This window comes from Actinoalloteichus spitiensis RMV-1378 (assembly GCF_000239155.1).
GTDB lineage: Bacteria > Actinomycetota > Actinomycetes > Mycobacteriales > Pseudonocardiaceae > Actinoalloteichus_B > Actinoalloteichus_B spitiensis.
On record NZ_AGVX02000006.1, the window covers coordinates 1 to 12255 of the forward strand.

Consider the following 12255-nt stretch of genomic DNA (forward strand, 5'->3'; position numbering starts at 1 on the left):
CCGGGGCGGCTCGTCCCCCCACGGCGGGCCCCCGCCCCCGCCGGAACCGCTCCGGCCGCCCGTCACGGGACAGTGCGGGCGCCTTCGGCCCGCTCGCCTTCCGGGGAGGGCCTGGGCCGTGGCCACCCCGTTCGACCACGGCCCAGGCTCGGGGCGGCCGTCACGGCGAACCGACGCGGCTTCGTCGGATCCACTCCGGCCGCCTCCAGGCTGGTGCCGCGCCCCGAACGCCGCACCACCGCGAAGGGCTTCCCAGTCCAGCTCGCCCGGCCGTTCCTACTCCGAACGAAGCTCCTCCGGGCGGGACGCGTGCCGGAGTGTTGGCAGCGTACCCAAAGTCACGACGAGAACGGCGAATGCCGACACGCCCACCATCGCCGCGATACCAGGCCAGTCCGGTTCGAAGTGGTCGAAAAGGAGGACGAGGGCCAGGCTGGCGATCAGCAGGCCCACCACCACGGCGGCGAGGAGCCCGGCGGCCATCGGGATCGCCGTCTGCACCAGCACCGACCCAGCCAGCGTCCGCCGGCGCGCCCCGACGGCGGCCACCACGGCCAGTGGGCGCCGCCGCTCCTGGATCTGTTCCACCGCCACCACCAGCAGGCTGCTCGCGACCAGCGCGAAGGTGATCAGCGCCCCGATCCAGAGGCCCTGGCGAGCCTGGTCGAGAGAACGCGTTTCCTCGTCGACGGTGAGGAGGTCGTCGTACAGGTACGTCGCCGGCAGCTCCTCCCACACCGCGCTGCGCACCTCCTCGACCAGCCTCGGATCCATCTCGTCGAACCGCAGGTTCAGATGCTGGTAGAGCGGTGCCGCTGGCAGGTCCTCCGCCGCCCGGGGCGTGAGGGCCAGGGCGCCGCCCTGGTACCAGCCGAAGGACTCGTCCGGTGGCTGGGCGACCCCGGCGTCGGCCGGGACCTCGAACACCCCCCGCTCCCACACCGGCTCCGCCGGCGGCCAGAAATCCGGGTTGAGGACCAAGGTCTCGCCCGGGTCGAGCGTGACGGGCGTGACGTCGGAGGGCATGCGGTAGGAGGCACCGTCGACGCAGTCGTCCACCCCGAGCATCGTGCCGAGGGTGGGGCAGTCGGCGATCAGGATCGGGACGTGGTACCTCTCTCGCCCCTCGGCCGGGGTCTCCAACCACCCGCTGATCTCCCCCTCGGGGAAGTCGGCGGACAGGGATTCGAGGAAGCGGCGGAGCGCGGCGACGCCCTCCTCCCTCGACTCGTCGATCATGTGCGGTGAGGCGGAGACGGTGAACCCGGAGTGCCCGGTGGTCGTCTCGGTCTCCTTGAGCATCGTCTCCGTCGAGGTGAGCACGGCCTGGAGCGCGATGACCCCCGCCAGGACGACCGCGACGCTGCTGACGGACCGGGACGCCGTCGAACTGTCCAGCTGGAGGCGCCGCACCGCGAGCTGCCAGGCCACCGGCCCCCCACGGACCCCTCGAACGAGCCGTTCGACGAGCCAGGGCAGCAGAGCGGGGATGCTGGCCAGCATCAGGACCACCGAGGTGGTCAGCAGCAGCGGGGTGAACTCGGTGCCGCCCCCGAGGGTGCTCTCGTTGACCAAGGCCATCCCGACGAAGCCGAGCAACAGCGGAACGGCACGCCACCCCAGTTGCCTCGGTGCCGCCGCGCTGGCCCGGGCGGCCCCCAGCGGCTCGACCGCGACGCGCCGCGTGGCGAAGAGAGCGCTGCCGACGGCGAGCAGCGGGAGCCCGACGACCACGACGGCCAGCACCCACCAGTTCGGTCGGACGTCGTCCGGGAACAGCCCGCCCGCCGCGAGCGGCACCGACGTCAGCCACGCCCTGGCGAGGGCGAAGAGCAGCGCGCCCAACAGCAGGCCGAGAGCGGTACTGAGAAGGGACTCACCAACGGCCAACCGCCGGATCTGGTGGCGGTCCGCGCCCAGCAGCCGCAGCGCGGCCAGTCGGCGGATCCGGGAGGACTCCGCCAGCCGGGTCGCGTTGGCGACGAAGACGACGACGGGCACCAGGATCGCGCCGGCCCCCACCGCGTAGGTGACCCAGAGGATCGGGGAGAACCCGCCCATCCGCTCGAAGCCGCCGAAACCGAGCACCACTTCGGCCTGGGCCATCCGGTGCTCCCCGCCGGCGTAGAAGTACAGCTCGGACGGGCCGGTCAGCCCCTCCGGGCCGATCTCCCCGATGATCCGCTCGGGGAAACGGGGCCGGAGGAGCTCCCCTTCCGGCGCGGCCAGCAGCTCACGCAGGGCGGGCGAGACGACGCTCTCCCCGGGGCCGGGAAGCGTGTCGACACCGGGTGGGCGGGGGGATTCGGGGCCGACGCCGGTGAGGTAGTAGCCCCTGATCCGCTCGTTCTGGAACTGGGTGCTCGCCGAGGTCGCCTCCAGCGCTGCCGGCGCACCGTCCGCGTCCGACAGCTCCTCGGCGAGGATGGGGGTCCGCGCCGCGTCCCGCTCCTCGCGCTGGTTCATGATCTCGGGCAACGTGGCGACGGCGAAGAGGGCCGCGACACCGAGCGCGATGCCCGCCGCGCTCAGACCCATCCGGCCCCAGGGGGTCCGGCCGGTCAACGCCAACCTGATCCCCAGGGCGAGGTCGCGCAGCCAGCGGAACGGGGTGGAGGACGCCGCTCTCACCGGTTCCGCTCCCCCGTCGCCCGGTGGTCGTCGGTCCGCCCGTCCCGAACGATCACCTCGCGATCGGAGTAGGCGGCGACCCGCGGTTCGTGGGTGACCAGGACGACGGCGGCGGCGGTCTCCCGGGCGACGGAGGCGAGCAGCGTCATCACCTCGTCCCCCTGCACCGAGTCGAGCGCGCCGGTGGGCTCGTCGGCGAAGACGACCCTCGGACCGGCCACGAGCGCCCGCGCGATGGCCGTACGTTGTCCCTGGCCACCCGAGATCTCGCTGGGACGCTGGTCGGCGACGGACCCGACGCCCAACCGGTCCAGCCACTCGAGGGCCTGCCGTTCCGCCACCCGGCGCCGCTTCCCCGCCAGCCGCAAGGGCAGGGCCACGTTCTCGAGGGCGGTCAGCTCGGGGATGAGCTGGCCGAACTGGAAGACGAATCCGAAGGAGGTGCGGCGCAGCTCGCTGCGCCCCACGTCGTTCATGGCCGAGATCTCCCGGCCCTCGAACATCACCGAGCCGGCCGTGGGCACGAGGATTCCGGCGAGGCAGTGCAACAGGGTCGACTTGCCCGAACCCGAGGGGCCGAGCACGGCGACCATCTCCCCGGGGTCGATGGTGAAGTTCGCGCCCCTGAGCGCCGGGTTCCGACCGAAGGAGAGTTCAAGCCCCTCGGCGGTGAGCAAGGGCCCCGCCCCGCCTCGCGCCGCGCCGTTCACGGTCGACTCCATGCCTGACCCCTGTCCACGAGCTGTTCCGTCCTCGCCTCCGCGGTGCCCCGCCCTGTCCGGACCGCCTCGCGGTGCGGCGGCGCGTGGTCGCGGACGAGCCGCTCGGCCAGGTCGCCGGTCCGCTTGCCCCGGGCCGGCCCGCGCGTCGGCGTGCGGTGCTCGCCCCGTCGCGGGTCGATCAGCGGGCGGGGACCACGTCCGACGGGCAGTGCGGGGCCGCGTGCCGGGCGCGGGCGCGGCGCGGGTTCCCGTGGTGTGGAGAGCCGCTCAGGGACGCGGCGGCGACCGGGCCCGGTGGTCGTGGCGGGCGTGCGCTCCGGCGTCGAGCCGGGGGCGGTCCGCCGCACCTCGACGGACGCATTCCGCGCCCACCGGGACGGGATCGAGCGGAACCGGTCGGATCTCGTTCCCCGCTCGCGGCCCGAGCGCTCGTCGTGGGCACGTTCGAGGTCGTAGCCGTGTCGAGCCTCCTGGTCGAGCGGTCCGAGCAGGGCCTGACTCGTCGACATGGGGACGAACCCTACCCGGGGCGCGCACGCCCAGTGGCCATCCGGTTCAGTCCTTGACCGCGCCCGCCGTGACCCCGGCCGCCACGTAGCGCTGGGCGACCACCAGCAGCACAGCGGCCGGTACCGAGGCGACGACGGCGGTCGCCATGATCGCGTTCCAGTCCTGGTCGTTGTTGCCGATGTACCGGTAGATGCCCAGGGTGATCGGCCGGACGTCGCCGCTGCCGTTGAGCGTGTTGGCGAAGACGAAGTCCGACCACGCCCACAGGAACGCGAACAGCGAGACGGTGACCACGGCGTTCCGACTGGCCGGCAGGACGACCGACCGGAAGGTGCGCCAGAGGCCGGCTCCGTCGATCCGCGCCGCCTGGATGATCTCGTCGGGCACGGCGGACATGAACGCGGTGAACACCAGCACGCCGAAGGGCACCGCCAGGGTGGAGTCGGCGATGACCAGTCCCCACCAGGTGTCCAGTCCGCCGACGGTGAGGTAGACGGAGTAGAACCCCATCGCCATGATGATGCTGGGGATCATCTGGGCGATGACCAGCACGAAGTGCAGTGGGCCACCGCCCAGGGGGGAGAGCTTGGCCAGGGCGAAGCCCGCCGGGGCCGCCACGACCACGGTCAGGACCGCCGTGCACACCCCGATCAGCAGGCTGGTGCCCAGCGCCGGCAGCTGTTCCCGGAGGACGGCCGCGTACCCCTCGAAGGTCGGCGAGGTCGGGAACCAGTCGGGTGGGGTCTGGCGCATCCGGTCCCTCGGTGTGAGCGAGACGTTCACCATCCAGTAGACCGGGAAGAGCATCAGGGCGGTCAGCACGATCCCGACCGCCGTCTTCCACCACCGCCGCCGTGTGTTCACGCCGCCTCCTGCCGCCGCTGGACCAGGATGTGGATGACGCCGAAGAACAGGGCGATGATGATGAGCAGGTTCCCGACCGCTGCCGCCGGGCCGAAACGGGGCAGCAGCGAGCCGAACCCGAGCTCGTAGGACCAGGTGGCGAGGGTCGTCGACGAGTTCCCCGGTCCCCCCTGCGTCATGATCCAGATGATGTCGAAGACCTTGAGCGTGTAGACCAGACCGAGCAGGAGCGTGATCGCCGACACCGGCCGCAGCAGGGGCATCGTGATCCGCCAGAACCGCTGCCAGCCGCCGGCGCCGTCGAGGGCGGCGGCCTCGTGGAGCTGGGGTGGGATGTTCCGGAGACCGCTGTAGAGCAGCACGAGGTTGAACGGGATCCCGATCCAGACGTTGGCCACGAGGACCGCGAGCAGGGAGTAGCGGGGAGACGTGAGCCAGTTGACGGGGTCGGCGCCGAACGCGGTGAGGACCGAGTTCACCACCCCCGACTCGCTGTTGAGCATCCAGGACCAGGTCGAGGCCGACACGATCAGCGGCAGCAACCACGGCACCAGGAACAGCGCCCTGAGGGACACCGACAGCCTGAAGTGCTGGTGGAAGAAGACGGCGAGCGCGAGACCGATGCCGTACTGGAAGACCAGGGACAGCGCGGTGAAGACCAGGGTGTTCCACAACGCGGGCGCGAAGGCCGCGCTCGTGACCACCCGCGCGTAGTTGTCCAGGCCCACGAAGGCGGCGTCGTCCCGAACGAAGGAGCGGACGGTGTAGTCACGCAGGCTCAGGTCGAGGTTCCGCAGCAGCGGGTAGAGGTAGAACGCCACCAGGTAGACGACCACCGGCGCGAGGAACCCCCAGGCGGTCGTTCTCGGTGACGGCCAGCGCCGGCGCGGCCCGTTCCTGCTCGGTGCGGTCGTCATCTGGTTCCTCACTGTCGGCCACGATCTCCCCCGGCTTGTCGCGTCCCCTCGCGGTGCCCAACGCCTCCGCCCCACCCCTGGCGGGCGCGGCGCGGACCGGTCAGCGCCCGAAGTCGCCGGTCACCGCCTCCTGGGCGAAGGCGAGGGCGTCCGCTGGCGTCTCCGCGCCGGACAACGCGTTCTGCACGGCGGTCCAGAGGTTCTCCGAGATCACCGGGTACCTCGTCCCCAGGTCGTTGGCGGTGCGCCCCCGGGCCTCCCGCACCGCGTTGATCCAGGGCGCCAGTTCGGGCTCCTCGGCCCGTTGCCGGGCGGCGACCTCCTCCACGGGTGCGACGTAGGAGAGCACCGTGTCGGTGGTCAGCAGGTTGTCGTCGCTGACCAGGCATTCGACGACGGCGCGGCTGCGCTGGTACCTCCGCGGGTCCTCCTGGACGGGCACGGTGACCATCTCCCCGCCGGCCGCGCCAGGAGCCGGGCCGCCGTCCCGGGAGGGGATCGGGATGATTCCGTAGTCGATGCCGGAGGCGCGGGCGTTGGCCAGTTGCCAGGTGCCGTTGAGCGCGAACCCGTAGGTGCCCGTCTCGAACTCCTGCCAACTCGTGGTCTGGTTGTTGTTGATGACGGAGTTGGGGGCGTGGCCCGCGTCCAGCCAGCCCTTCCACAGCCGCAGCGCCGCCACCGCCGCCGGCGAGTCCAGCTCCTCCAGGTCGGCGCCCGCCCCCCAGAACCAGGGCAGGAACTGGTAGATGCCCTCCTCGTTGCCGATCGCGGCGAAGGTGATGCCCCGGTACCCGTGCGCCGAGATCTCCGCCAGGGCCGCGTCGAGGTCGGCCCAGTCGTGGATGGCCGCCGGGTCGACCCCGGCGTCGGCGAGCACGTCGGCGTTGTAGTACAGGGCCAGGGTGTTCGCGCCGATCGGCACCCCGTACCGGGTCCCGTCGAGTTCTCCCGCCTCAAGCAGGTTCTCCTCGAAGTCCCCGAGGTCCACGGGCAGCTCCTCGACGGGCAGGAGCAGTTCGCCCTCGGCGAGGGTCGTGACCACCGGGTTGTCGAGCACGAGGACGTCGGGAGGGTTCCCCTGCTGCGCGGCGAGGATCGCCCTGGTCGTCAGGTCCGAGCCGTCGTACCCGCTCCGGTGCAGGGAGACCCCGGCTCGCCGCCCGCAGTCGGTGACCAGGGCCGCCCACTCCGAGTCGTCCCCGAACTGCGTGTAGGGGTCCCAGAAGCGGTAGTCGCGTTCGCCGCCACCGCCGTCGCCGCCAGGTCCGGCGCAGGCCGCGCCCAGACCGAGCACCAGCACCGTCGCCGTCAGCACCCGCCTGGCTCCTGTCATCGGCGTCCTCCTCGTCCTGGCTGGCACCCCGTCCACCGCCGCCGTCAGGCGGTGCTGGCCCGGTCGGTGAGGTGGGGTCGGAGCAGCGTGACGCCGACGGGTTCCGCGTCCGGCGCAGCGGTCATCCGGCTGACCAGTCGGCGCACCGCCAGCCCACCCAACTCGAGCGGCGAGGCGTCGACGGCCGTGTAGGGCGGCGGCCCGTCACCTCCGCCCCGGTGGAGACCGACCACGGACAGGTCGCCGGGAACCCGCATCGCACGCTCGTGCAGGACCGCGGGCAACGCGGCGACGGACCGGTCGTCGTGGAGGACCAGGGCGGTGGCGTCGGGGTGGGTGCGGAGCACGGCGTCGAGGACGTGCCCGGTGTCCGCCTGCCGGGCGGCCGCGAAGTGCGGGTAGAGGCGCAACCCGCGCGTCCTGGCCCGGGCGAGGCAGGAACTTCGGAACCGCCACGCGTGGCCGGCGCCGCGGGCGAAGACCTCCCGCGCCGGGGTGACCAGCGTGACCCGCCGGTGGCCGAGGGCCGCGAGGTGGTCGACCACCATCTCCGCCGCGACCCGGAAGTCGAGGTCGACGACGTCCAGTCCCTCGACGTCGCGGGGCAGGCCGATGAGGACGGCGGGCCGCTCGGCGGCGCGCAGCGCCGGCAGCCGGGGGTCGTCCTGGGTGACGTCCAGCAGCACGAGCCCGTCCACCCGGCCGGACTCGGTGACGCGGCGCAGCGCCGAGGGGCCGTCGATGTCGGTCACCAACAGCAGGTCGTACCCGAGTCGACGCGCGGCGGCCGAGATCGGCGCCACGTACCGTGTCACGGCTGGGGCGGCGTCGGCGTGGTCGACGGGCAGCATGAGACCAATGACCCCGGTCCTGGCGAGCGCCAGCGCCTGGGCTCCCGCGTGCGGGGTGTAACCGAGGTCCCGCACGGCCCGCCGCACCCTGGACAGGGTGTCCGGCGAGACGGCCCGCTTTCCCGACAACGCGTAGGAAACGGTACTGCGGGAAACGCCAGCAGCTCTGGCCACGTCCGCGATCGTCGCCATCTCCTCCCCGTTCGCCACCGAACCGGTTCCGCGAAACTAGCACCGCGAATATCCCGGCTCAACGGCACGGGGAAAACAGGGGGAGTCCGGATTTTTCGGTGATGTCGAAACTGTTTCCGTGGCGGGGGAACGGCGGAAGGGAGGAGGGCGCGACCGGGTCCGCTGTTGCGCCGAAAGGAACCTGACCTGGTCAGACCTCCGAAGTTACCCGGACGGACGAGTTACGCGGGCTCCGTTCGGCGGAGGAGGACAAAACGACGCCGCGGATCGGACGAGACCGTTCCGCGGCGTCGACCCCTATTTCCGGCCTCAGCCCCGACAGAGGCAGAAAGGGTGCCCGGCCGGATCGGCGAAAACCACCCAGTTCTCATGCTCCCCGGACAACCGCGTAGCCCCGATGCGAACAGCCCGCTCACACTCCGCCGCGAGGTCGGGCACCGTCACGTCCAGATGGGCCATCTGGTGCCGTTCCCGACTGGGCCAGGTGGAGGGGGGCACCTCCGGGTCCCGTTGGAACGACAGCGTCCCCCCGCTCGGGTTGCGCAGCGACACCCAGTCCGGAGTGTCCGACACCACCTCGGTCCACCCCAGGAGGTCCTGGTAGAAGGAGGCCAAGGCCCTCGGGTCCGGGCAGTCCAGCACGTAGCCCTCCAGGGCCAGCGGCGTCGCGGGCCTGTCAGGGGCGGTCGTCTCACTCATCGGTCTTCCTCACCCTTCTCCTTGGTCATCCCGGTCGCATCGTCGGGTCCGCACGGCCCGGCGGCCAGTCGAACCGCCGCCGACCTCGGACGGTGGGCGTTCCCCCGCCGCCGCGTGGACTCCCGGCGATCGGTGGGGTCGCCGGGGAGGCTCCGACGGCACCCGCCACCCGCCACCCGCCGTCCTCACCCGGCCAGGAGCAGGTCCACTTCGGCCACCGCCCCTCCCCGACCCCCAACCGTCACCACTGTTCTCTCCACAGTGGTTAGCAACCACTGACAGGATTATGGGGGTTACACCGACGGGGTGCAACGGCGGGATCACGTACCCGGACGTTCTAGGGTTGACCGATGACGGAGGGACCCTCGGCGACGAGCCCCCACGACGCGGAGATCGAGCTCCTGCTCGCGTTCATGAACACGGCGGACGCCGAGCTGGGCACCGACCTGCTCGACTCGGGCAGCGCGTGGGAGCACTGGGTCGCGGAGCGCGGGATCGGCGAGCCCGGCGACGTCCGGGCGGCCAGGCAGGTCCGGGACGCGCTGCGGGCGTCGGCCGGCGCACCGGGGGCGGAGCGGGTGGAGTGGCCACGCCCCTGGCCGGTCGCCGTGGCCCTCCTCGAAGGCGGGCCCGAGCTGACCAGCGAGGAGGCCGTCGGAACCCTGCTCCTCACCGCGACCCGACTCGCCGTCCTCGGCACCTGGAACCGGGTCAAGATCTGCCCCGCCGACACCTGCCTGTGGGCCTTCTACGACCGGTCGCGCAACCGGTCACGCGCCTGGTGCTCGATGCGCGTGTGCGGCAACCGGGCGAAGTCGAGGAACTGGCGGCACCGCGCCAGGCGGTGAACCGCCCCGCGTCCCGCGTCCCGCCGACGGCGGGAGACGGCTCAGAGCACCAGGTGGGAGAGGGTGTGGATGGCCAGTCCGGCCAACGCGCCCACCACCGTGCCGTTGATCCGGATGAACTGGAGGTCGCGGCCCACCTGGAGCTCGACCTTCCTCGCCGTCTCCACCCCGTCCCAGCGCCGCACCGTGTCGCTGATGAGGGAGGTCAGCTCGTGGCGGTAGTTCTCCACCACGTGGACCACCGCGGTCTCCAGCCACCGCTCGGCCTTGCCCCGCATCTCGGGGTCCGTCACCAGCCGCGTGCCGAGCGACTCGATCCCTCCCCGAACCCGGATCCGCAGCTCGCTCGACGGGTCCTCGGCGGCGGACAACAGCATCTCCTTGGCCCTGCTCCAGAGTGAGGCCGCCAGACCCTGCACGGCGGGGTGCGCCAGCACCTCCCGCTTGAACCGCTCGGCCCGGGCCATCGCCTCCGGGTCCTCGCGCAGGTCCCTGGCGAACTGGGCCAGGAAGTCGTCGAGCATCAGACGGACCCGGTGGTTCGGGTCGTCCCTGACGGCTCGGGCGAAGGTGAGCACCTCGCCGTAGACCCGGTCACCGACCATCGAGTCCACGAAACGGGGCGACCACGACGGCGCCCGCTCCGACACCACCCGCCGGAGGGTCTCCTCGTTGTCCCGCACCCACTCGTACGCCCGGTCGCAGAGCAGGTCCACGAGCCGGTGGTGACTGCCCTCCGCCACGACCTGGCCCAGGAGACGGCCCAGCGGCGGCCCCCACGGTTGTTCCTCCAGGCGCCGCACCACGGCCTGCTCCAGGACCACCCGCACGTCGTCGTCCCGCAGCACCGTGACCGCCCCGCGCAGGGCCGTGGAGAGCTCGGAGGTGAGCCGCTCCGCGTTGTCCGGACGCGCGAGCCACGCACCCACCCTGGCCCCGACATCGGCCTGGCGGAGGCGGTCCCGCACCACCGCCTCGGCGAGGAAGTTGGTCCCCACGAAGTTGCCGAGGCTGTCGCCGATCTCGTTCTTCCTGGTGGGGATGATGGCGGTGTGCGGGATCGGCAGCCCCATCGGCCGCCGGAACAGCGCCGTCACCGCGAACCAGTCCGCCAGCGCACCGACCATGCCCGCCTCGGCCGCCGCGCGGACGTAGCCGACCCAGGCCGGCGCCCCCGCGTGCTCCTGCCACCTGGCCACCACGTACACCACCGAGGCGAGCAGCAGCAGGCCGGTGGCGACGGCCTTCATCCGGCGCAGGGCACGCCGCTTGGTCAGTTCGTCGGGCAGAGGCTGGGACACGACGCCGATTCTTCCCGACGGAGCGGGCTGACAGGATGCGACGTGTGAGTACTCCAACTCTCGTCACCAGGCTGCGCCCCTTCGCGTCCACCATCTTCGCCGAGATGACGGCCCTGGCGACCCGCACCGGTGCGGTGAACCTCGGGCAGGGTTTCCCGGACAGCGACGGCCCGATGGGCATGTTGCAGGTGGCGCGGCGCGCCATCGCCGAGGGAGTCAACCAGTACCCGCCCGGACCGGGCCGCCCGGAGCTGCGGGAGGCCATCGCCGCGCACCGCAGCACCAGGTACGGCACCGAGTACGACCCGGAGACCGAGGTGCTGGTGACCGTCGGAGCCACCGAGGCCATCGCGGCCAGCCTGCTGGCCCTGGTGGAGCCGGGCGACGAGGTCGTGCTGATCGAGCCGTACTACGACTCCTACGCCGCGGCCGTCGCGCTGGCCGGCGCCACCCGCAGGGTGGTCCCCCTCGTCCTGGACCCGACGACCAGGCGCTTCCGCCTCGACATCGACGCGCTGCGCGCTGCGGTCGGCCCCCGCACCCGGGCGCTGCTGCTCAACTCCCCGCACAACCCCACGGGCACGGTGCTCACCGAGGACGAGCTCAGCGCCGTCGCGGCGCTCTGCCAGGAGCACGACCTGGTCGCCATCACCGACGAGGTGTACGAACACCTCGTCTACGACGACGCACCCGACGGGGCCGTCCACCGGCCGTTGGCGACGTTGCCGGGCATGGTCGACCGCACCCTGGCGATCTCCAGCGGGGGCAAGACCTTCAACACCACCGGGTGGAAGATCGGCTGGGTGTGCGGGCCGGCCGAACTGGTCTCGGCGGTGCGGGCCGCCAAGCAGTTCCTGACCTTCGTCGGCGGCGCGCCGTTCCAGCCGGCGATCGCCCACGCCCTGCGCCAGGAGATGGACTGGGTGGAACGCCTCCGGAAGGACCTCCAGGCGAAGCGGGACCGGCTCTCGGAGGGACTGGCCGAGGCCGGGTTCGACGTGCTGGGCACGGCGGGAACCTACTTCGTCTGCGCCGACGCGCGTCCACTCGGCTACGAGGACGGGGCCGAGCTCTGCCGGGCGCTGCCGGAGCGTGCCGGCGTGGCCGCCATCCCGGTCCAGGTCTTCTGCGACGACCCCGCCCCCACGCGGCACCTGGTGCGCTTCGCCTTCTGCAAGAAGACGGCCGTGCTGGACGAGGCGCTGCGCCGGTTGCGCAGGCTCTGAACACGCCACCGGCACCCGACCGACCGGACGCGGGCACGGGCCTCCTCGGGTCACCCGGGCACCCGGACCCCGCGCGCCGCGTCGGTGGGCTCAGCCGGAACCGAGGCACACGAAGCCGCACTCGCCGGTGGCGTGCGACGCCCCGGCGAGGGCGGCCG

11 protein-coding genes are annotated in these 12255 nt (G+C 72.3%); 2 read left to right on the forward strand and 9 right to left on the reverse strand.

Annotated elements, in window-relative coordinates; all coding sequences use genetic code 11:
• Positions 1 to 276: 276 nt before the first annotated feature.
• From ACTIDRAF_RS0200370 to ACTIDRAF_RS0200405, 8 genes are all read right to left on the reverse strand, one after another.
• Positions 277 to 2631 (reverse strand): ABC transporter permease, encoded by a 2355-nt coding sequence (locus ACTIDRAF_RS0200370; RefSeq protein WP_016696715.1) that lies wholly within the window; start codon positions 2629 to 2631, stop codon positions 277 to 279.
• Positions 2628 to 3353: an ABC transporter ATP-binding protein gene (locus ACTIDRAF_RS0200375; protein ID WP_016696716.1), complete on the reverse strand. Its 726-nt coding sequence runs from the start codon at positions 3351 to 3353 to the stop codon at positions 2628 to 2630. The genes ACTIDRAF_RS0200370 and ACTIDRAF_RS0200375 overlap by 4 nt, the downstream gene beginning before the upstream one ends.
• Entirely contained in the window at positions 3338 to 3862 is a 525-nt protein-coding gene (locus tag ACTIDRAF_RS26485; RefSeq protein WP_016696717.1) for a hypothetical protein, read from the reverse strand. The genes ACTIDRAF_RS0200375 and ACTIDRAF_RS26485 overlap by 16 nt, the downstream gene beginning before the upstream one ends.
• Positions 3863 to 3908: 46 nt before the next feature.
• The gene (locus tag ACTIDRAF_RS0200385) at positions 3909 to 4670 is read right to left on the reverse strand and encodes a carbohydrate ABC transporter permease (protein WP_083886027.1); all 762 of its coding nucleotides are present in this window, start codon (positions 4668 to 4670) and stop codon (positions 3909 to 3911) included.
• Positions 4671 to 4723: 53 nt separating this feature from the next.
• Positions 4724 to 5644: a carbohydrate ABC transporter permease gene (locus ACTIDRAF_RS0200390; RefSeq protein WP_016696719.1), complete on the reverse strand. Its 921-nt coding sequence runs from the start codon at positions 5642 to 5644 to the stop codon at positions 4724 to 4726.
• 100 nt (positions 5645 to 5744) lie between these two features.
• Positions 5745 to 6980 (reverse strand): sugar ABC transporter substrate-binding protein, encoded by a 1236-nt coding sequence (locus ACTIDRAF_RS0200395; RefSeq protein ID WP_026065620.1) that lies wholly within the window; start codon positions 6978 to 6980, stop codon positions 5745 to 5747.
• A gap of 44 nt (positions 6981 to 7024) precedes the next feature.
• On the reverse strand, positions 7025 to 8023 hold the full coding sequence (locus ACTIDRAF_RS0200400) for a LacI family DNA-binding transcriptional regulator (RefSeq protein WP_026065621.1): 999 nt from the start codon (positions 8021 to 8023) through the stop codon (positions 7025 to 7027).
• Positions 8024 to 8332: 309 nt separating this feature from the next.
• Positions 8333 to 8722: a VOC family protein gene (locus ACTIDRAF_RS0200405; protein ID WP_016696722.1), complete on the reverse strand. Its 390-nt coding sequence runs from the start codon at positions 8720 to 8722 to the stop codon at positions 8333 to 8335.
• Between the two features lie 350 nt (positions 8723 to 9072).
• Here ACTIDRAF_RS0200405 and ACTIDRAF_RS0200410 point away from each other — a divergent pair, with 350 nt between their 5' ends.
• The gene (locus ACTIDRAF_RS0200410; protein WP_016696723.1) at positions 9073 to 9570 is read left to right on the forward strand and encodes a CGNR zinc finger domain-containing protein; all 498 of its coding nucleotides are present in this window, start codon (positions 9073 to 9075) and stop codon (positions 9568 to 9570) included.
• A 41-nt stretch (positions 9571 to 9611) separates the two neighbouring features.
• On the opposite strand, the gene ACTIDRAF_RS0200415 is transcribed toward ACTIDRAF_RS0200410, so the two are convergent.
• A complete protein-coding gene (locus ACTIDRAF_RS0200415) occupies positions 9612 to 10820 on the reverse strand; it encodes a DUF445 domain-containing protein (RefSeq protein WP_039785123.1) in 1209 nt (402 codons plus the stop codon).
• A 95-nt stretch (positions 10821 to 10915) separates the two neighbouring features.
• Here ACTIDRAF_RS0200415 and ACTIDRAF_RS0200420 point away from each other — a divergent pair, with 95 nt between their 5' ends.
• Positions 10916 to 12097, forward strand: coding sequence for a pyridoxal phosphate-dependent aminotransferase (locus ACTIDRAF_RS0200420; protein WP_016696725.1), 1182 nt, complete (start codon positions 10916 to 10918; stop codon positions 12095 to 12097).
• The last annotated feature ends 158 nt before the right edge of the window (positions 12098 to 12255 follow it).

Excerpts from the sequence above, each read along its gene's own strand:
- ACTIDRAF_RS0200375 (WP_016696716.1), bottom strand. The coding sequence starts at position 3,353 with ATGGAGTCGACCGTGAACGGCGCGGCGCGAGGCGGGGCGGGGCCCTTG.
- ACTIDRAF_RS26485 (WP_016696717.1), bottom strand. The coding sequence starts at position 3,862 with ATGTCGACGAGTCAGGCCCTGCTCGGACCGCTCGACCAGGAGGCTCGA.
- ACTIDRAF_RS0200385 (WP_083886027.1), bottom strand. The coding sequence starts at position 4,670 with ATGCTCTTCCCGGTCTACTGGATGGTGAACGTCTCGCTCACACCGAGG.
- ACTIDRAF_RS0200390 (WP_016696719.1), bottom strand. The coding sequence starts at position 5,644 with ATGACGACCGCACCGAGCAGGAACGGGCCGCGCCGGCGCTGGCCGTCA.
- ACTIDRAF_RS0200395 (WP_026065620.1), bottom strand. The coding sequence starts at position 6,980 with ATGACAGGAGCCAGGCGGGTGCTGACGGCGACGGTGCTGGTGCTCGGT.
- ACTIDRAF_RS0200400 (WP_026065621.1), bottom strand. The coding sequence starts at position 8,023 with ATGGCGACGATCGCGGACGTGGCCAGAGCTGCTGGCGTTTCCCGCAGT.
- ACTIDRAF_RS0200405 (WP_016696722.1), bottom strand. The coding sequence starts at position 8,722 with ATGAGTGAGACGACCGCCCCTGACAGGCCCGCGACGCCGCTGGCCCTG.
- ACTIDRAF_RS0200410 (WP_016696723.1), top strand. The coding sequence starts at position 9,073 with ATGACGGAGGGACCCTCGGCGACGAGCCCCCACGACGCGGAGATCGAG.
- ACTIDRAF_RS0200415 (WP_039785123.1), bottom strand. The coding sequence starts at position 10,820 with ATGAAGGCCGTCGCCACCGGCCTGCTGCTGCTCGCCTCGGTGGTGTAC.